Origin of the sequence: Pseudomonas azotoformans, from assembly GCF_900103345.1 — a bacterium.
Taxonomy (GTDB): Bacteria; Pseudomonadota; Gammaproteobacteria; order Pseudomonadales; family Pseudomonadaceae; genus Aquipseudomonas; species Aquipseudomonas azotoformans.
The window spans coordinates 5134982-5155639 of sequence record NZ_LT629702.1; the positions used below are offsets into that span (position 1 = coordinate 5134982).

14 protein-coding genes are annotated in these 20658 nt (G+C 61.1%); 12 read left to right on the forward strand and 2 right to left on the reverse strand.

The window, feature by feature from the left end; genetic code table 11:
* Positions 1–117 precede the first annotated feature (117 nt).
* Both thiI and typA read left to right on the forward strand, forming a co-directional pair.
* Positions 118–1572 (forward strand): tRNA uracil 4-sulfurtransferase ThiI, encoded by a 1455-nt coding sequence (thiI, locus tag BLR69_RS23365; RefSeq protein WP_071497063.1) that lies wholly within the window; start codon positions 118–120, stop codon positions 1570–1572.
* A 139-nt stretch (positions 1573–1711) separates the two neighbouring features.
* Positions 1712–3532 carry a translational GTPase TypA gene (typA, locus tag BLR69_RS23370; RefSeq protein ID WP_003217997.1) on the forward strand — a complete coding sequence of 607 codons (1821 nt, stop codon included), beginning with the start codon at positions 1712–1714 and terminating at the stop codon, positions 3530–3532.
* Positions 3533–3717: 185 nt separating this feature from the next.
* On the opposite strand, the gene BLR69_RS23380 is transcribed toward typA, so the two are convergent.
* Complete coding sequence (locus BLR69_RS23380; protein ID WP_071497064.1) at positions 3718–4152, reverse strand: YkgJ family cysteine cluster protein; 435 nt, start codon at positions 4150–4152, stop codon at positions 3718–3720.
* Positions 4153–4380: 228 nt separating this feature from the next.
* On the opposite strand from BLR69_RS23380, the gene BLR69_RS23385 reads away from it, so the two are divergent.
* The 6 genes from BLR69_RS23385 (at position 4381) to BLR69_RS23410 (ending at position 14015) form a co-directional block, all read left to right on the forward strand.
* Entirely contained in the window at positions 4381–6831 is a 2451-nt protein-coding gene (locus tag BLR69_RS23385) for a glycogen/starch/alpha-glucan phosphorylase (protein ID WP_071497065.1), read from the forward strand.
* A gap of 159 nt (positions 6832–6990) precedes the next feature.
* On the forward strand, positions 6991–10512 hold the full coding sequence (locus tag BLR69_RS23390) for a DUF2339 domain-containing protein (protein ID WP_071497066.1): 3522 nt from the start codon (positions 6991–6993) through the stop codon (positions 10510–10512).
* Positions 10512–11864, forward strand: coding sequence for a DUF3999 domain-containing protein (locus BLR69_RS23395; protein ID WP_071497233.1), 1353 nt, complete (start codon positions 10512–10514; stop codon positions 11862–11864). Before BLR69_RS23390 ends, BLR69_RS23395 begins: the two co-directional genes overlap by 1 nt.
* A gap of 109 nt (positions 11865–11973) precedes the next feature.
* Positions 11974–12984, forward strand: a complete 1011-nt coding sequence (locus BLR69_RS23400; RefSeq protein WP_071497067.1) for a class 1 fructose-bisphosphatase — start codon at positions 11974–11976, stop codon at positions 12982–12984.
* Between the two features lie 176 nt (positions 12985–13160).
* Complete coding sequence (locus tag BLR69_RS23405) at positions 13161–13415, forward strand: lipoprotein (protein ID WP_033897714.1); 255 nt, start codon at positions 13161–13163, stop codon at positions 13413–13415.
* A 30-nt stretch (positions 13416–13445) separates the two neighbouring features.
* Positions 13446–14015 (forward strand): lipocalin family protein, encoded by a 570-nt coding sequence (locus BLR69_RS23410; RefSeq protein WP_058423714.1) that lies wholly within the window; start codon positions 13446–13448, stop codon positions 14013–14015.
* 116 nt (positions 14016–14131) lie between these two features.
* Here BLR69_RS23410 and BLR69_RS23415 read toward each other — a convergent pair whose 3' ends face one another.
* Entirely contained in the window at positions 14132–15496 is a 1365-nt protein-coding gene (locus BLR69_RS23415; RefSeq protein WP_071497068.1) for a formimidoylglutamate deiminase, read from the reverse strand.
* Positions 15497–15643: 147 nt separating this feature from the next.
* Here BLR69_RS23415 and hutC point away from each other — a divergent pair, with 147 nt between their 5' ends.
* The 4 genes from hutC to BLR69_RS23435 all read left to right on the forward strand — a co-directional run bounded on the left by hutC (position 15644) and on the right by BLR69_RS23435 (position 20602).
* Positions 15644–16354, forward strand: coding sequence for a histidine utilization repressor (gene hutC / locus BLR69_RS23420; protein WP_173668614.1), 711 nt, complete (start codon positions 15644–15646; stop codon positions 16352–16354).
* Complete coding sequence (locus tag BLR69_RS23425; RefSeq protein ID WP_071497069.1) at positions 16351–16911, forward strand: HutD/Ves family protein; 561 nt, start codon at positions 16351–16353, stop codon at positions 16909–16911. Before hutC ends, BLR69_RS23425 begins: the two co-directional genes overlap by 4 nt.
* A 383-nt stretch (positions 16912–17294) precedes the next feature.
* Entirely contained in the window at positions 17295–18998 is a 1704-nt protein-coding gene (gene hutU, locus BLR69_RS23430; protein WP_071497070.1) for a urocanate hydratase, read from the forward strand.
* A 158-nt stretch (positions 18999–19156) separates the two neighbouring features.
* Positions 19157–20602, forward strand: a complete 1446-nt coding sequence (locus tag BLR69_RS23435) for a purine-cytosine permease family protein (RefSeq protein WP_058423710.1) — start codon at positions 19157–19159, stop codon at positions 20600–20602.
* Positions 20603–20658: the final 56 nt, after the last annotated feature.

Consider the following 20658-nt stretch of genomic DNA (forward strand, 5'->3'; position numbering starts at 1 on the left):
TAAATGCACCTCTTTAGTGCGTTGCGCTTGCGATGCATATTAACTGGTTAAACCTTGAGCGATTTCCGCTATAATCCGCGCCCCCCTTTTTCAGCAGGCCCGGCGCGCGCTGTTTCCATGAAATTAATCGTTAAAGTCTTCCCCGAGATCACCATCAAAAGCCGACCGGTACGGACGCGTTTCATCCGTCAGTTGGCCAAGAACATCCGTGCCGTGCTCCGCGATCTGGACCCGGCTGTGGTGGTGAACGGCGTGTGGGACAACCTCGAGCTGGAAACCCGTGTCACCGAGCCTAAAGCCTTGAAGGACATGACCGAGCGCCTGAGTTGCATGCCGGGCATCGCGCATTTCCTGCAGGTGGATGAGTACCCGCTGGGCGACTTCGACGACATCACCGAGAAGTGCAAGCAGCACTACGGCAGTGAGCTTGAAGGCAAGATCTTTTCGGTGCGTTGCAAGCGGGCCGGCAAGCACACTTTCAGCTCCATGGACGTCGAGAAATACGTCGGCAGCAAGCTGCGTCGCGAGTGCGGCGCCGCCGGAATTTCCCTGAAAGCGCCGCAAATTGAAGTGCGCATGGAAATTCGCGACCAACGGTTGTTTGTGATCCACAGCCAGCACAACAGCATCGGCGGCTACCCGCTGGGCGCCCTGGAACAGACCCTGGTCTTGATGTCTGGCGGTTTCGATTCCACGGTTGCCGCTTACCAGATCATGCGTCGCGGCCTGATGAGCCACTTCTGCTTCTTTAATCTGGGCGGGCGTGCACACGAATTGGGCGTGATGGAAGTTGCGCACTTTATCTGGAAGAAGTACGGCAGCTCCCAGCGCGTGCTATTTGTGAGCGTACCGTTCGAGGAAGTGCTGGGCGAAATTCTCGGCAAAGTCGATAACGGTCATATGGGCGTGGTATTGAAGCGTATGATGTTGCGCGCTGCCTCGCGGATCGCCGACCAATTGCAGATCGACGCGCTGGTCACCGGTGAAGCGATCTCCCAGGTATCGAGCCAGACGCTGCCGAACCTGTCGATTATCGATTGCGTTACCGAGAAGCTGGTACTGCGCCCACTGATCGCCAGCCACAAGCAGGACATCATCGACCTGGCAGAAGAAATCGGCACCGCCGACTTCGCCAAGCACATGCCTGAGTACTGCGGGGTCATTTCGGTGAACCCCAAGACCCACGCCAAGCGTCACCGCGTGGAGCATGAAGAGAAAGAATTCGACATGGCGATTCTGGAGCGTGCGCTCGAGAACGCCAAGCTGGTCCCGATCGATCGCGTGATCGACGAACTGGGCCAGGATGTGAAGATCGAAGAAGTCAGCGAAGCCCTGGCCGGCCAGATCGTCATCGACATCCGTCACCCGGACGCCGCTGAGGATGAGCCGCTGGAAATCGCCGGCATCGACGTACAAACGTTGCCGTTCTATGCATTGAACGCGCGTTTCAAGGAACTGGATAACAGCCGTCAGTACCTGCTGTATTGCGACAAAGGCGTGATGAGTCGCCTGCATGCCCACCATTTGCTCAGTGAGGGGCATGCCAATGTGCGCGTTTATCGACCGAGCTAAGAGCCCGGGGCTGTTTGCCTGTGGCCTGCGTCACCGGCCCCCCGACTCTGCCGTCAAGCTGTAACGGCAAGGCCTGACTCTACTGTTAATCGCTGCCACGACCTGTCAGCACACCGAATCCTCTGATCGAGATACACAAGTGATCGAAAATCTACGTAACATCGCCATCATTGCTCACGTTGACCATGGTAAAACCACCCTGGTAGACAAACTCCTGCGTCAATCCGGCACCCTGGAGCGCAACGAGCTCAACGACGAGCGCGTGATGGACTCCAACGACCAGGAAAAAGAGCGCGGCATTACCATCCTGGCGAAAAACACCGCTATCAACTGGAACGGCTACCACATCAACATCGTGGACACCCCGGGCCACGCCGACTTCGGCGGCGAAGTAGAACGCGTAATGTCGATGGTTGACTCCGTTCTGCTGCTGGTTGACGCTCAAGACGGCCCTATGCCGCAAACCCGTTTCGTGACCAAGAAGGCCTTCGAAGCCGGCCTGCGTCCGATCGTGTGCATCAACAAGGTTGACCGTCCAGGCGCGCGTCCGGACTGGGTTCTGGACCAGATCTTCGACCTGTTCGACAACCTGGGTGCCACCGAAGAACAGCTGGACTTCAAAGTCGTCTACGCCTCGGCCCTGAACGGCATTGCCGGTCTGGAACACACCGACATGGCTGAAGACATGACCCCGCTGTACCAGTCGATCGTCGACAACGTACCTGCGCCGAAAGTAGACCGTGAAGGCCCGTTCCAGATGCAAATCTCGGCACTGGACTACAACAGCTTCCTGGGTGTTATCGGCGTTGGCCGTATCGCTCGTGGTAGCGTCAAGCCGAACACCCCGGTTGTTGCTATCGGCGCCGACGGCAAGAAGCGTAACGGTCGTATCCTGAAGCTGATGGGTCACCACGGTCTGCACCGTATCGACGTTGAAGAAGCTTTCGCTGGCGACATCGTGTGCGTGAGCGGTATGGACTCGCTGTTCATCTCCGACACCCTGTGCCAGCCGGACAACGTCGAGGCGATGAAGCCTCTGACCGTTGACGAGCCAACCGTTTCCATGACCTTCCAGGTAAACGACTCGCCTTTCTGCGGTAAAGAAGGCAAGTTCGTGACTTCCCGTAACATCAAGGAACGTCTGGACAAAGAGCTGCTGTACAACGTTGCACTGCGCGTTGAAGAAGGCGACTCGGCTGACAAGTTCAAGGTATCCGGCCGTGGTGAACTGCACCTCTCGGTACTGATCGAAACCATGCGTCGCGAAGGCTTCGAAATGGGTGTTGGTCGTCCTGAAGTGATCATCCGTCAGGTTGACGGCGTGAAGCAGGAACCGTTCGAAAACGTCACCATCGACACCCCTGAAGAATCCCAGGGCAAGGTCATGGAAGAGATGGGCCTGCGTAAAGGCGACCTGACCAACATGGTGCCGGATGGCAAAGGCCGTGTGCGTCTGGAATACAACATCCCTGCTCGCGGTCTGATCGGTTTCCGTAACCAGTTCCTGACCCTGACCAACGGTGCTGGCATCCTGACCTCGATCTTCGATCGCTACGACACCATGAAGTCCGGCGACATGTCCGGCCGTCAGAACGGTGTTCTGGTATCGGTAGAAACCGGCAAGGCACTGACCTACTCCCTGGAAACCCTCCAGGCGCGTGGCAAGCTGTTCGTTGAACACGGTCAAGAGATCTACAACGGTCAGATCGTTGGTCTGAACAGCCGTGACAACGACATGGGCGTCAACCCAACCAAAGGCAAGAAGCTCGACAACATGCGTGCTTCGGGCAAAGACGAAACCATCGCTCTGGTTCCACCTGTTCGCTTCACCCTGGAACAGGCCCTGGAATTCATCCAGGACGACGAGCTGTGCGAAGTCACGCCTAAGTCGATCCGCCTGCGTAAGAAGATCCTGGACGAAGGCGAGCGTACCCGCGCTGCCAAGAAAGCCAAGAACTGAGTTAACTCAGGCTGAATGAAAAACGCCCCCGGTCGAAAGACCGGGGGCGTTTTTTTTTGCCTGATCGTTCCCACGCTCTGCGTGGGAATGCCTCTTGGGACGCTCTGCGTACCGCTTTTACCGGCGGACGCGGAGCGTCCTGGGCTGCATTCCCACGCAGAGCGTGGGAACGATCGGGCGGTTGATCAGAACTTGTCGAGGGTCTTGAACTTGGTCTCGCGCACCACTTCCTTCGGCTTGTACGCGCAATACCCCGGACGCGGCCCGATTTTCGGGTGGTTGCGGCAGGTGTCCGGGCGCTTGTCATAAATAGTGCAGAAGCGCGTCTTACGATCCAGGTACAGGCAGTCGTTGTTGCTCATGCGCTGCAAGGTAAAAATCTCGGATTTGGAATTGAAGCGCTCGACGATGCCTTCCTTCTGCAAGCGCTTGGCGATGCTCTTCGGCGGGTCGCCACGCTCGAATTCATCGACGATGCCAATGCGGATCAGGTCCTTGATCTTCACTTCGACCGGCAGCGTGCAGCAGCTGGACACGCAACCACCGCACATATGCGCGGAATATTTCTGCCACGTTTCAAGACGGTCGAGTTCCGCGGCGGCGATCAATTGAGGCTTCATCAGGGTTCCAAAAGGTGGGGCTGTGTCCGGGCGCGCGATCATACCGGGATTGGTGATTTTTTGAACAATATTTTCTGGGTTTCAGCTCAAAGGCTGATCGGGCACGACCCCTGCATCTAATTCACGCAACGATGAATGAGTTAAAAAACTGCCGAACCAGCGCGTCTACCGTCTGTCAGACCGTCTAGGCTCTAGCAACTCCTTCTATCTCGCCCGAGGTCGCAATTGATGTCTCAGGAACCACTTGCACGAGAAGCAGAGGTAGCCGCATTCCGCGATGCCGTCTTGACCAAACTCACCTACGCGGTGGGCAAGGACCCGGATCACGCCTTCGACCATGACTGGTTCGAAGCCATTGCCCTGGCCGCCCGCGACCAGATGGTCGACCACTGGATGAACCATACGCGGCGTATCTACCGCAAAGGCCAGAAACGCGTTTACTACCTCTCCCTGGAGTTCCTGATCGGCCGCCTGCTCTACGACAGCCTGAGCAACCTCGGCGTGCTGGAGATTGCGCGCGAAGCGCTGTCCGAGCTGGGTGTAGACCTGGAGCGCATCCGCCTGCTGGAGCCCGACGCGGCGCTCGGCAACGGTGGCCTGGGCCGCCTGGCCGCGTGCTTCATGGAAAGCATGTCGACCCTGGGCATTGCCGGCCATGGTTATGGCATTCGTTATGAGCATGGCTTGTTCCGCCAGGCGATAGTCGATGGCTGGCAGCAAGAGCAGACCGAGCGCTGGCTGGATTTCGGCAACCCGTGGGAGTTCGAGCGGGCCGAAGTGATTTACCCGATCGGCTTTGGCGGCAGCGTCGAAACCCTGGCGGACGCCTCCGGCAAGATGATCCAGGTGTGGTCGCCCAACGAAACCGTGCGGGCCGTGGCCTATGATACTCCGGTGGTCGGCTGGCGTGGCGCCAGCGTCAACACCCTGCGCCTGTGGCGCGCCCGTGCCGTGGAAGACCTGCACCTGGAGCGCTTCAACGCCGGCGACCACCTGGGCGCCGTCGCCGAGGTGGCTCGTGCCGAAAGCATCTCCCGGGTGCTCTACCCGGCCGACAGCACCGAAGCGGGGCAGGAACTGCGCCTGCGCCAGGAATACTTCTTCGTCTCCGCCTCGTTGCAGGACTTGCTGCGCCGTCACAAGAACATGCACGGCTCGGTGCTGAGCCTGGGCGAGCACGCGGCGATCCAGCTCAACGACACTCACCCGTCCATCGCCGTGGCCGAGTTGATGCGCCAGTTGGTGGATTTGCACGACATTCCGTGGGAGGCGGCTTGGGACGTCACTGTTGAAACCCTTTCCTACACCAACCACACGCTGTTGCCTGAAGCATTGGAAACCTGGCCTGTAGGTCTGATGGAGCGCATGCTGCCCCGGCACATGCAGATCATTTATCTGATCAACGCCCAGCACATCGATTCGCTGCGCGCCAAAGGCATCCACGATTTCGATGTGCTGCGCGCCGTCTCACTGATCGAAGAAGACAACGGCCGCCGTGTGCGCATGGGTAACCTGGCGTTCCTCGGCTCCCACAGCGTCAATGGTGTATCCGGCTTGCACACCCAACTGATGCGCAGCACGGTGTTCTCCGAACTGCACAAGCTGTACCCGGAGCGCATCAACAACAAAACCAACGGCATCACCTTCCGCCGCTGGTTGTACCAGGCCAACCCCAAGCTCACTTCCATGTTGGTGGAGGCGCTCGGCCCGGACATTCTCGACAAGCCCGAGCAGCGATTGGTAGAGCTGGAGCCGTTTGCCGAGAAACAGACCTTCCGCAAGGCGTTTGCCGAACAACGTTTGCACAGTAAACGTGCACTGGCCGACATCATCCACGAGCGGCTGGGCATTGCGGTCAACCCGGCGGCGATGTTCGACGTGCAGGTCAAGCGTATCCACGAATACAAGCGCCAACTGCTCAACCTGCTGCATACCGTGGCGCTGTACCAGGCGATCCGTGCCGAACCGGGCACCGACTGGGTGCCGCGCGTGAAGATCTTCGCGGGCAAGGCGGCAGCCAGTTACCACCAGGCCAAGTTGATCATCAAACTGACCAACGACATCGCCCGCACCGTCAACAACGACCCGACCGTGCGCGGCCTGCTCAAAGTGGTGTTCCTGCCCAACTACAACGTCAGCCTGGCGGAAAGCATCATTCCGGCGGCGGACTTGTCGGAGCAGATTTCCACCGCCGGCTTCGAAGCCTCAGGCACCAGCAACATGAAGTTCGGCCTCAACGGCGCGCTGACCATCGGCACCATGGACGGCGCCAACGTGGAGATGCATGAGCGCGTGGGTGCCGAGCACATGTTTATCTTTGGCCTCAGCGCGCAACAGGTGGAAGCCCGCAAGCACGCCGGGGAGTTCAATGCCGGGCCGGACATCGCCGCCTCCCATCGATTGAACGATGTGCTGCAAGCGATCCGGGGCGGGGTGTTTTCGCCGGATGATCCGGGCCGCTATGTGGGGTTGATCGACGGGTTGGTCGATTACGACCGTTTCCTGGTATGCGCCGACTTCGATTCGTACTGGGACGCCCAGGCACGGGTCGAGGCGCATTGGCATGATTCCAAGGCGTGGTGGCGTTCGGCGGTGCTGAATACGGCGCGGATGGGTTGGTTCAGCTCGGACCGGACCATCAGGGAGTACGCGACCGAGATCTGGAAAGCCCTCGACTAAACATTGCTGATCCAAAAATGTGGGAGGGGGCTTGCCCCCGATAGCAGCCTGTCAGTTTGCAGATATGTCGACTGGTACACCGCTATCGGGGGCAAGCCCCCTCCCACATTGGGCGCGCGTCGATATACTGGGCGCCGGTTTGCCTAGGGAATATCGACCATGCAATGGATTTTCATGCTGATTGGCCTGGTGCTCGGCTGGACGCTCGATGAGTCGTTCAGCGATGCGGGCATCGGTGCGCTGTTGGGACTGGGCATTGGCCAGGCGATCCGCCTGGCGAAGCTGTCGGCCCAGGCGGACCAACAGGCGCGTCAGTTGGAAACCACGCAGAAGTCGCTGATAGCGCTGGGTGAGCGCCTGCGGCAATTGGAAGTGCCCACCCCCGCAGCTGCCAGTGTTTTTGTCGAGCCCGCCATTGTCGAGCCCGCACCTGTCGTCGAAGCGCCCGAGCTGGTTTGGGAGTTACCCGTCGAGCTGACACCCGTGGCCATGGTCGCCGAACCGAGCCAGCCGCTGCCCGATGATGTTTGGGCTCCGGTTCCGTCGCCGTCCCCTGAAGAGCCTGCCATCCCGCGTGGCCCCAACCTCATCGAGCGCGCCCTCAGCGGCGCACGCAATTGGCTGTTTGGCGGCAATACCGTGCTGCGCGTCGGCGTGGTGCTGCTGTTCCTCGGCCTGGCATTCCTGCTGCGTTACGCCACCGAAGGCATGGTGGTGCCGATCGAGCTGCGTTATGCCGGTGTGGCGGCGGCTGCGTTGGGCCTGTTGGGCCTGGGCTGGTGGTTGCGGCTGCGCAACAGCAACTACGGGTTGATGCTGCAGGGCACCGGGATTGCCGTGCTGTACCTCACGGTGTTTGCCGCGATGCGCTTGCACCCGTTGATCGACCCCAGTGCCGCACTCGGCCTGTTGGTGGCCGTCACCGTGTTCTCGGCGATCCTGGCGATTACCCAGGATGCGCTGGGCCTGGCCTGCGCGGCGGCGCTGGGTGGGTTTGCCGCGCCAATCCTGACGTCCACCGGCGCTGGCAACCATGTGGCGCTGTTCAGCTATTTTGCCCTGCTCAATGCGGGCATCCTCGCCATCGCCTGGTTCAAGGCCTGGCGCCTGCTCAACCTGATCGGTTTTGTCGGCACCTTTGGTATCGGTTTTGCGTGGGGCATGCGTTCCTACACGCCGGAGCTGCTGTGGAGCACCGAGCCGTTCCTGATCCTGTTTTTCCTGATGTACCTGGCCATCGGCCTGTTGTTCGCCCGGCGCAAATTGCTGGAGATGCGCGACGCGCCCGAGGATGACAGCCGTGATGCGTTGCTGCGCTGGTCGGCGGCCAAGGGGGATTATGTCGACGGCAGCATGCTGTTCGGCCCGCCGCTGGTGGGCTTTGGCTTGCAGTTTGCGCTGGTGCAGCACCTGGAGTTCGCAGCGGCGTTCAGCGCCCTCGGCCTGGGCATTATTTATATGGGGTTGGCGCGACTGTTGAGCGGCGGCCGCGCCTTGTTGCTGGCGGAGACGTGCCTGGCCCTGGGCGTGATTTTCGCCAGCCTGGCGATCCCGCTGGGCCTCGATGCGCGCTGGACCGCTGCCGCCTGGGCCGTGGAGGGCGCCGGGATCTTCTGGCTCGGTTTGCGTCAACAGCGACCGCTGGCACGCGCCTTCGGTCTGTTGTTGCAACTGGGCTCGGCGCTGGCGTTCCTCAGTGAGCTGCGCATCGGTGAGCACAGCTTGCTGGATGGCGCACCGTTGGGCGCACTACTGTTGGGCGCGGCGCTGCTGTTCAGCTTTGATCAACTGCGCAAGGCATCTACTGAGCAGGCGGCGGATTGGGAACGCAGAGGCCTGCCGGTGTTGGCGAGCCTGGGCTTGAGCTTTTTGTACCTGCTTGCCCCCTTGCTGTTGAATACCCAAGGCACGGCTGTCAGCTGGGCAATTGCCGGGCTGGCAACGTTGTTCGTCGGGCTGCGCATCGGTTCGCGCACCTTCCTGTTCACCGCGTTCGCTGTGCAATTGCTGGGCGGCGCGTTGTTTCTGCTGCGTTTGCAAGGTGGCGACGGGGCGGCGGTGTTCAGCGCAGGCTGGAGCGGTTTGCTCACGGCGTCGCTGATCGGCCTGGCCTTGATCGGCGGCATGCTGCTGGCGGCGCGTGACGACCTGGTGCGCAGTGACGTGCGGCTGTTGCGCGGGTTGTCGGTGGTGCTGTTGGCGGGCCTGGTGCTGATCAACCTCGCGGTGCTGTTCGTGCTGCCGTGGGAAAGTGCCAGCGGTGTTTGGGCGGCCAGCGGTTTGCTGATCATCTGGCTGAGCCTGTACCTGCAACAACGCGTCAGCTTTGTGTTCGGCCTGCTGCTGCAAGTGGTCGGCGGCGGCTCGTTCCTGCTGGCGGTGCCCGAGTTGCTGGGGCCGTTGTCTGGCGAGGGGTTGCGCCCGTTGGCCCACAGCGGTTTCTGGACACCGATGGTGCTGGGCCTGGCGGCACTGGTCGGCGCCTGGCGCTTGCAGCGTGGACCCCATGCGCCGGTGTTTGCCGCGTTGAAGCTGCAGCGGCTGTCCGACGTGCTGTTGGTGTGGGGCGCGGCGTGGTGGACGTTGGCGCTGGCCGGCGAAGTGTTGCGGTTTATCCCGCAGGAATTACTGGGTGCGTTCCTGCTGGGATGCGCGGCGATCAGCGTGGCGATCTGGGCGCTGCTGGCTGCGCGCCTGAAGTGGGTATCGCTGGGCGTGCTGTGTACGTTGCTGATGCCGGCGGTGGGTGTGGTGCTGCTGGTGTGTGCGCATACCTACTACCACCCGGCGGCGCAGTACGGCTGGCTGGCGTGGCCGGCGGTCTTCGTGGTGCATTTCATCTCGTTGCGGCGTTTGGCGACGATCGTTCCCGCCAACGCGTTGAGCGTGGCCCACGTGCTCGGCTGCTGGATGCTGATCGGCATGCTGGCGCTGGAGTTACGCTACGGTCTGCTCAGGTTCTCTGCCGAATACAATGCCTGGCGCTGGCTGGGCTGGGCGATCCTGCCAAGTCTCTACCTCATGCTGGCGGCCGCGCCGCGTCATTGGCCATGGCCGGTTTCGGCGTACCCAAGGGAATATCGCGTGTTGGCGGCCGTGCCATTGGCGGTGCTGATGCTCGGTTGGTTCTGGTTGGCGAACAGCTTCAGCGACGGCACCGCCAGGCCGCTGCCCTATGTGCCGCTGATCAACCCGCTGGACCTGGGCCTGCTCTTTGCGCTGCTGGGTGTGTATCTATGTGCGCGTAGTGTCGCGCCGTTACGCGGGCCGCGTGCCGAGTTGATCGCCCAAGGTGTCGCGGGGCTTTCGCTGTTTGCCTTCTTTACCGCGCTGGTGATGCGCACGGCCCACCATTGGGGCGGCGTGCCGTTTCAATTGGACGCGTTGCTGGAGTCGATGCTGGTGCAGGCTGGCCTGTCGATCGTCTGGACCCTGATCGCCCTCGGCCTGATGATCGGCGGCCACCTGCGCCATCGCCGCGAAGTGTGGCTGATCGGCGCGGCGCTGATTGCGGTGGTGGTGGCCAAGCTGTTCTTTGTCGAATTGAGTAACCGTGGCGGGCTGGCGCGGATCGTGTCGTTTATCGGCGTGGGCGGGTTGCTGCTGGTGGTGGGCTACTTTGCGCCGCTGCCGCCCAAACGCGCCGACGCGGTGTTGGAAACTGAAGGAGCATCCTCTTGATCGGTAAGTTGAGCGTGGCCGTGCTGGGCCTGTGTACGACCTTGTCCGTGTGGGCGCAGGAAACGCCCGCCGACTTCACCACCCAGGTGCCGCTGAGCGTCAGTGGCAACGGCCCCTGGTATCGCCTGGAGGTGCCACTGGCGGTGCAATTGAACGCGCGCCAGGCGGATCTCGCCGATGTGCGGGTGTTCAACGCCGCCGGCGAGCCCCAGGCCTATGCGTTGTCGCGCCAGGCGTCGCAGCGTACCGAAAGCCGCGAAGTTACCGATGTGAAGTGGTTCCCGCTGTACGCCGCCGACACCCAGCAAGCCCTGCCCGACGTGGTGATGAAAGCCACCACCACCGGCACCCTGGTGGAAATCAAACCCTCGAACGCACCCAAACCCGGCAAGCAAGTACTGCGCGGCTGGGTGCTGGACGCCAGTGCGATCAAGGCGCCCTTGCAGCAATTGAGCCTGGACTGGAGCCGCGAGCAAGAGGGCTTCCAGCGTTTCAGCATCGAGGCCAGTGATGACTTGCAGCATTGGGACGCCTGGGGCGATGGGCAGGTGGCGCGCTTGTCGTTTGCCGACGAACGGGTCGAGCAGCATGACGTGAACTTGCCCGGGCAATCGGCGCGCTACCTGCGGCTGGTCTGGCAGGGCCAGGCGGCGCCGTTGCTGACCTCGGCCAAGCTGGTGAGCGCTACCCGCAGCAGCGTGCCGCTGCCGTTGGTGTGGTCGCAGCCGCTGGCGGGTACGCGGCTCAGCGCCGGGGAGTACAGTTGGCAGTTGCCTGCGGGGGTGAGCATCGAACGTTTGCGCATCGAGCTCAAGCAAGCCAACACGCTGGCGCCGGTGACGTTATCCGGTCGAAGGGATAGCAAGCAGGCCTGGCAACCATTGAGCAATGGTCTGTTGTATCGCCTGACCCAGAATGGCCAGGAGGTGGTGCAGGATGAGCTGCAGTTGCCGGGCCAAACGGTGGCCGAGCTCAAATTACAGGTGGATGAGCGCGGTGGCGGCCTGGGCGTCGAGGCGCCGGCCCTGCGCTTTGCGGTGCGCGCCACGCAGTTGGTGTTCCTGGCGCGGGGTGAGCCACCGTTTACGCTGGCGCTGGGCAATGCGTCGGCCAAGGCGGCGGGCTTGCCACTGTCGACCCTGATTCCGGACTACAAACCCGAGCGCTTCAAGACGCTGGGGCAGGCCAAGGTCGCCGGGGAAGTCGCGGTCACGCCGGTTGCGGTGGTAGCCGCTGCCGATGCCGGGACGAACTGGAAAAAACTCGGGCTCTGGGCCGTGCTGCTGCTCGGCGTGGCGGCACTGGGCGCCATGGCCTACAGTTTGCTGCGCAAGCCGCCGGCGGCACGTTAAATAAAGTCCATGAACTCTATTGGGTTTAAATCCTCTGATAGGAGGAAATACGCCCCGACTCGCGTTAAACTGCGCGGGTTTTCAAGCCCCCCATTCTTCGGAGCCTTACATGTCCCGCGTTACCTTGAGTCGCTATTTGATCGAGCAGACCCGCAGCAACAACACGCCTGCCGATCTGCGCTTCCTTATCGAAGTGGTGGCGCGTGCTTGCAAGGAAATCAGCCACGCCGTGTCCAAAGGCGCACTGGGTGGTGTCCTGGGCAGCATGGGCACTGAAAACGTGCAGGGCGAAGTGCAGAAGAAGCTCGACGTCCTGTCCAACGAGATCCTGCTCGAAGCCAACGAATGGGGCGGTCACCTGGCCGGCATGGCGTCCGAAGAAATGGACAATGCCTACCAGATCCCCGGCAAATACCCGAAAGGCGCGTACCTGCTGGTGTTCGACCCACTGGACGGTTCGTCCAACATCGACATCAACGCACCGGTTGGCACCATCTTCTCGGTACTGCGTTGCCCGAACGAATACCTGAGCCAGAACGAAGCGCTGAACGAAAAGGCCTTCCTGCAGCCAGGCACCGAGCAGGTGGCTGCCGGCTACGCGATCTACGGCCCGCAGACCATGCTGGTGCTGACCCTGGGCGACGGCGTGAAGGGTTTCACCCTGGACCGTGAAATGGGCAGTTTCGTACTGACCCACGAGGACATCACCATTCCTGCGTCGACCCAGGAATTCGCGATCAACATGTCCAACCAGCGTCACTGGGAAGAACCGGTCACTCGTTACGTAGGCGAGTTGATGGCAGGCGAAGAAGGCCCGCTGAAGAAAAACTTCAACATGCGCTGGGTGGCCGCGATGGTCGCCGACGTGCACCGCATCCTGACCCGTGGTGGCCTGTTCATGTACCCACGCGACAGCCGCGAGCCGTCCAAGCCGGGCAAACTGCGCCTGATGTACGAAGCCAACCCGATGTCGTTCCTGGTTGAGCAGGCAGGCGGCGCGTCCACCGACGGCCACCAGCGCATCCTCGATATCCAGCCGGAAGGCCTGCACCAGCGTGTGGCGGTGTTCCTGGGTTCGAAGGAAGAAGTTGAGCGTGTGACGGCTTACCACAAGAAGTAAGCTACGGCGACGAGTGGCCGGCGTTGTTGTGAGCCGGTTCACCCTTGAAGAAGCCCCGAAACGTTTCAGCGTTTTCGGGGCTTTTTTGTTTTTGCTCATCGGGAACCAGACACCTCTTTTCCCTTCTAAGCTTCTGGCAGATACCCACGCTGCTTCGTCCCTCCAGGAGTGTTTCCATGTCGTTACGCCGTCTCGCGTTGCTGGCTTTTTGCGTGCTGTTGGCCGCTTGCAGCAAGGTCAACCAAGAAAACTATCAAAAATTGTCGGCTGGCATGGCCAAGGCTGAGGTGGAGTCGTTGCTGGGCAAGCCGACCGATTGTTCCGGCGCACTGGGCATGTCCAGTTGCACATGGGGCGATAAAAACAGCTTTATCAGCGTTCAATATGCCGGTGACAAGGTTCTGATGTTTTCCGGGCAAGGCCTGAAGTAAACCGGGGCGCAAGCCTGCGGGAGAAGAAGAATGATGCGTTTTGTTTTGTTCCTTTGTGCCAGCCTGTTTTTGGCGGGCTGTGCCAGCCATTCTGGCGATGATCTGCAACCCAAGACAGCGAGCAACGTCAACCTCAAGCGTTACCAGGGCACCTGGTATGAGTTGGCCCGATTGCCAATGTACTTCCAGCGCAACTGTGCGCAGTCCGAAGCCCGCTATACCCTGTTGCCTGACGGCGACATGTCGGTGTTCAACCGCTGCCTGACGACCGAGTGGAAGTGGGAAGAAGCCAAGGGCACCGCCACCCCGCAAGTGCCGGGCAAGACCGACAAGCTCTGGGTGGAATTCAATAACTGGTTCACCTCGCTGCTGCCGGGTGTCGCCAAGGGCGATTACTGGGTGCTGTATGTCAGCGATGACTACAAGACCGCGATTGTGGGCAGCCCGAGCCGTCGTTACATGTGGATCCTGTCACGCACGCCGACGGTCAATGCGGACACCCGCGAAGACCTGCTGAGCAGGGCACGGCAACAAGGGTATGACACCACACGGTTGATCTGGCGTACGTCGGACAAGCAGATGGCGAAGACTTCGCAATAACTCTGGATCACCACCGATCCAATTGTGGGAGGGGGCTTGCCCCCGATTGCAGTGTGTCAGTCAGCACGTCTGATTCTGATACATCGCTATCGGGGGCAAGCCCCCTCCCACCGTTTTTAACCGAGTAAATCCCTCAAGACCTGTGTGAACGCTCGGCTGCTTTCTTCTTCGCCGGCATGATGCCCATCGCGCACCACCCACTTTCCATTCACCAGCACATCCCGCACCTGCCGATCACCGCCGGCAAACAACCAGCGGTTGAGAATTCCGTCCTCAGTCGCCGTGGCCAGGTAGGGGTCATTACCGTCCAGGACAATCCAATCCGCACGTTTACCCACTTCCAGCCGACCAATCGGCTGGCCCAGTGCCTGGGCACCACCGTCCAGCGCGGCGTCAAACAGCGTGCGCCCGACCATCGGCTGATCACTGCGATACAACCGATTACGCCGCTGATCGCGCAGGCGCTGGCCATATTCCAACCAACGCAACTCCTCCACCACACTCAATGACACATGGCTGTCGGAGCCGATGCCCATGCGTCCGCCCTGGGCAAGAAAGTCCACCGCTGGGAAAATCCCATCACCCAGGTTGGCCTCGGTAGTCAGGCACAGGCCTGCAATCGCCCGGCTTTTGGCCATGCGCGTCACTTCATCGGCATCGGCATGGGTGGCGTGCACCAGGCACCAGCGTTCATCGACGTCGACATTGTCATACAGCCATTGCAGTGGGCGTTTGCCGCTCCAGGCCAGGCAGTCGTCGACTTCCTTTTGCTGTTCGGCGATGTGGATATGCACCGGGCAGGTCTTGTCGCTGGCGGCCAGTACTTCGTTGATTTGTTGGGGTGTGACGGCACGCAGCGAGTGAAAGCATAGGCCCAGTTGCTGTGCGGGTTGCGCCGTCAGTATCGGTTGCAGGCGCGCTTGCAGGTCCAGGTAATTTTCAGTGCTGTTGATAAAACGCCGCTGGCCTTCATTAGCTACCTGGCCGCCGAAACCGGAATGGGTGTAGAGCACCGGCAACAACGTCAGGCCGATCCCACTGCTAGCCGCCGCCTGGCTGATCTGCCGCGACAATTCCGTGCGATCGACATAGGGCTGGCCGCTGACGTCATGGTGCACATAGTGGAATTCGGCTACCGACGTGTAGCCGGCCTTGAGCATCTCGATGTACAACTGGCGCGCGATCACCTGCAATTGGTCCGGGTTGATCTTGCCGACCATGCGGTACATCAGGTCGCGCCAGGTCCAGAAACTGTCATTCGGGTTGCCGGCCACTTCGGCCAATCCCGCCATGGCACGCTGGAAGGCATGGGAATGCAGGTTCGGCATGCCCGCCAACACCGGGCCTCTCATCCGTTCGGCACCCTCTGCACTGGCATTGGCCTCAACGTTGGTCAGCAAGCCATCGGCGCTGACTTCAAGACGTACATCATTGGCCCATCCATTAGGCAGCAGCGCGCGTTCGGCAAAGAAAGCGGACATGATCAAGGCACCCCGGTCGTGTGTTTATTTGTATATACATATACAGACGTTTGCCTGCTCGGTAAACTCCGGCAATCTATGCATCTTTTCCCCCTGCAAGGATTCCCTGTGCCGACTCCGCCCGCCAACTCATCGCTGGCTGCCCACATGGACGAAAGTCCGGCGCCCTTGTACGCCCGCGTCAAACAGATGATCAGCCAGCAGATTCTCAACGGCAACTGGCCGCCCCACTACCGCGTGCCTTCGGAGAGCGAACTGGTCAGCCAGCTGGGTTTCAGCCGCATGACCATCAACCGCGCCCTGCGCGAGCTCACCGCCGAAGGTTTGCTGGTGCGCATGCAAGGCGTCGGCACATTTGTCGCCGAACCCAAGAGCCAGTCGGCGCTGTTCGAGGTGCACAACATCGCCGATGAGATTGCCTCCCGTGGGCATCGGCACACCTGCCAAGTCATCACCCTGGGAGAAGAGGCTGCCGGTTCAGAGCGCGCCGTTGCCCTGGAAATGCGCGAAGGCGGGCGGGTGTTTCACTCGCTGATCGTGCACTTCGAAAACGATATTCCCGTGCAAATCGAAGACCGTTTCGTCAACGCCCTGGTCGCGCCGGAATACCTGCAACAGGATTTCACCCAGCAAACGCCCTACGCCTACCTGAACCAGGTGGCGCCGCTGACCGAAGGCGAGCATGTGGTCGAAGCCATTCTTGCCGACGCTGCCGAGTGCAAGCTGCTGCAGATCGAACCCAGCGAGCCGTGCCTGCTGATTCGCCGGCGCACCTGGTCGGGTCGCCAGCCAGTGACCGCCGCGCGTCTGATCCACCCCGGTTCCCGTCATAGCCTGGAAGGACGTTTCAGTAAATGAGCAGCGTAAAAGTCTGGCGCGCCGCCGAGTACGTACGCATGCCGTGGAAAAACGGCGGTGGCAGCACCGAAGAAATCACCCGTGACGCCGGCGCCGGCCTGGATGGCTTTGGCTGGCGTCTGTCGATTGCGGATATCGCGGAGTCGGGTGGCTTTTCCACCTTTGCCGGTTACCAGCGTGTCATCACCGTGATCCAGGGCGCCGGAATGGTGCTGACCGTGGATGGCGAAGAGCAGCGCGGGTTGTTACCGCTGCAACCCTTTGCGTTCAAGGGTGACAGCCAGGTGGCATGCCGCTTGATCACCGGGCCGATCCGCGACTTCAACCTGATCTACTCGCCACAGCGTTACCACGCGAGGCTGCAATGGGTGGACGGTGTGCAGCGGTTCTTCAGTACCGCGCAGACCGTGCTGGTGTTCAGCGTGGCTGATGAAGTGAAGGTGCTGGACCACAAGCTGGGCCATCACGACTGCCTGCAAATCGACGGTAACACCGGCCTGCTGGACCTCACCGTCAGCGGCCGCAGTTGCATCATCGAACTGACCCGGCGCGGTTAAAAAAAGTGGGAGGGGGCTTGCCCCCGATTGCAGTGTGTCAGCCAGCTTATCTGGTACTGATACATCGCCATCGGGGGCAAGCCCCCTCCCACATTTGTTTCCCGCTGTTCTTGCTAGCTGTTTCCTGAGCGCGCACCATTTTGTTACCGAATGCCCCAGCGTGGCGCAAAACTATCCTTTCGCGATAACCCCGCCGAACCACTAACGCCTCCCGTAAGAAATTTCATCACGCCTCGACACCTTGATTTTCAAGGCTCACACGCGCTTTCCAAAAAAATCCAAACGCCTCGCCGAAAAAGTTGGCCGCTCGATTGCATATGCTTGTATGTACAAGTAAAGATGTGTGCGTAAGACTCTCTTCGCACCATCCATGTTCGCGCATCATGCCGAGGAGTCCAGTCGTGACCGATTTTTCTAAAGCCAAGCCTACAAAATACCGTGACGTTGAAATCCGTGCCGCCCACGGTACCAAGCTCACCGCCAAAAGCTGGCTGACTGAAGCGCCGCTGCGCATGCTGATGAACAACCTCGACCCACAAGTGGCCGAGAACCCGAAAGAACTGGTGGTGTACGGCGGTATTGGCCGTGCAGCACGCAACTGGGAGTGCTACGACCAGATCGTCGAGAGCCTCACCAATCTGAATGACGACGAAACCCTGCTGGTGCAATCCGGCAAACCGGTCGGCGTGTTCAAGACCCACAGCAACGCCCCGCGTGTACTGATCGCCAACTCCAACCTGGTGCCGCACTGGGCCAGCTGGGAACACTTCAACGAACTGGATGCCAAGGGCCTGGCCATGTACGGCCAGATGACCGCCGGCAGCTGGATCTACATCGGCAGCCAGGGCATCGTCCAGGGCACCTACGAAACCTTCGTCGAAGCCGGTCGCCAGCACTACAACAGTGACCTCAAAGGCCGTTGGGTACTGACTGCCGGCCTCGGCGGCATGGGCGGCGCCCAGCCTCTGGCGGCCACCCTGGCCGGCGCCTGCTCGCTGAACATCGAGTGCCAGCAGGTCAGCATCGATTTCCGCCTGAACAGCCGCTATGTCGACGAGCAAGCCACCGACCTCGACGACGCCCTGGCGCGCATCGCCAGATACACCAAGGAAGGCAAGGCCATCTCCATCGCCCTGCTGGGTAACGCGGCGGAAATCCTGCCGGAACTGGTCAAGCGTGGCGTACGCCCGGACATGGTCACCGACCAGACCAGCGCCCATGACCCGCTCAACGGCTACCTGCCCGCCGGCTGGACCTGGGACGAATACCGCGCCCGCGCCAAGACCGAGCCCGCTGCCGTGATCAAGGCCGCCAAGCAGTCGATGGCCGTGCACGTCAAAGCCATGCTCGAGTTCCAGAAACAAGGCATCCCGACCTTCGACTACGGCAACAACATCCGCCAGATGGCCCAGGAAGAGGGCGTGGAAAACGCCTTCGATTTCCCGGGTTTCGTCCCGGCCTATATCCGCCCACTGTTCTGCCGTGGCATCGGCCCGTTCCGCTGGGCGGCGCTGTCCGGCGACCCGCAGGACATCTACAAGACCGACGCCAAAGTCAAAGAGCTGATCCCGGACGACGCGCACCTGCACAACTGGCTGGACATGGCCCGCGAACGCATCAGCTTCCAGGGCCTGCCGGCACGTATCTGCTGGGTTGGCCTGGGCCAGCGCGCCAAGCTTGGCCTGGCGTTCAACGAAATGGTGCGCAGCGGCGAGCTGTCAGCGCCGGTGGTGATCGGCCGGGACCACCTCGACTCCGGCTCGGTCGCCAGCCCGAACCGCGAAACCGAAGCCATGCAGGACGGTTCCGACGCTGTGTCCGACTGGCCGCTGCTCAACGCACTGCTCAACACTGCGAGTGGCGCGACCTGGGTATCGCTGCACCACGGCGGCGGCGTGGGCATGGGCTTCTCCCAGCACTCCGGCATGGTCATCGTCTGCGACGGCACCGACGAAGCGGCTGAGCGGATTGCCCGCGTGCTGCACAACGACCCGGCCACCGGCGTGATGCGTCACGCAGACGCCGGTTACCAGATCGCGATCGACTGCGCCAAAGAGCAGGGCCTCAATCTGCCCATGATCAAGTAACCCAATGTGGGAGCGGGCTTTTGTGGGAGCGGGCTTGCTCGCGAATACGGTGGGTCAGCTACAGATGCATTGACTGAAAGTCCGCTTTCGCGAGCAAGCCCGCTCCCACATTTGATCTGCAGTGAACCAGAAAACAATCCATCAGAGGTTGAACCGACATGGCTGCAAATGACACCACCCCGTTGATCGAAAGGCGTTCGATCGACTACATCCCGGAAGCGGAAAGACACGGTCGTCTGTTCAGCCAGTTCACCCTGTGGATGGGCGCCAACCTGCAGATCACCGCGATTGTCACCGGGGCCTTGGCCGTGGTGCTGGGCGGTGATGTGTTCTGGTCGTTGATCGGTCTGTTGATCGGTCAACTGATCGGCGGTGGGGTCATGGCGTTGCATGCGGCGCAAGGGCCCAAGCTGGGCCTGCCGCAGATGATCTCCAGCCGGGTGCAGTTCGGTGTGTATGGCGCGGCCATTCCGATCGTGCTGGTGTGCCTGATGTACCTGGGCTTCACCGCCACTGGCACCGTGCTTTCGGGGCAGGCGCTGGGCCAGCTGTTCGGGGTCAGCGACAGCGTCGGCATCCTGATTTTTGCCAGCGTCATTGTGCTGGTCACGGTGCTCGGCTACCGGGTGATTCATTTCATCGGGCGTGTCGCCAGCGTGATTGGCGTGATCGCTTTTGTGTACCTGTTCAGCCGTCTGATGAGCCAGACCGATGTGGGCGCGCTCCTGCAAATCCGCCACTTCAGCTGGAGCAGTTTCCTGCTCGCGGTGTCGCTCGCGGCCTCCTGGCAGATCGCTTTCGGCCCGTACGTGGCGGACTATTCGCGTTACCTGCCGAGCAAGACCTCGTCGGTGAAAACCTTTTTCGCCGCCGGTGCGGGATCGGTGGTGGGCGCGCAGGTGGCGATGGTCCTCGGCGTGTTTGCCGCGGCCATGTCCAACGGTCAGTTCGCCGGGCATGAAGTGGCCTACATCGTGGGCCTGAGCGGCACCGGCGCTACCGCTGCGCTGCTGTACTTCAGCATCGCGTTCGGCAAGGTCACCATTTCGACGCTGAACTCCTACGGCAGTTTCATGTGCATCGCGACCATCGTCAGCGGCTTTCGTGGTCGCCTGGAGGTCACGCGCCTGCAACGCCTGGTGTTCGTGCTGGCGATTGTCGGCACGGCGACCTTGATCGCATTGCTCGGCCAGCACTCGTTCCTGGGGGCGTTCAAGTCCTTCATCCTGTTCCTGCTGGCGTTCTTCACGCCCTGGAGCGCGATCAACCTGGTGGACTACTACTGCATCACCCGCGAGCGCTATGACGTACCAGCGCTGGCCGACCCGAACGGTCGCTACGGGCGCTGGAACCTGCTGGGGATCAGCGTGTATGTGTTCGGCGTGCTGGTGCAGTTGCCGTTCATCTCCACCAAGTTCTACACAGGTCCCTTGGTGGCCGCGCTGGGTGATGTGGATATCTCCTGGATCATCGGCCTGGTACTGCCCGCAGCGCTGTATTACCTGTGTGCGAAAAAATGGCACGGCACCGTGCCCGATCAACTGATCCTGCCAACAGAGCAGGGCGCTATACCCACAACAAACGGGCTGGCTGCACAGGCCTGATGGGACGTGGACAGGGCAGGATGCCTACTGACTGCCGTAATCCATTTCAAGATTGG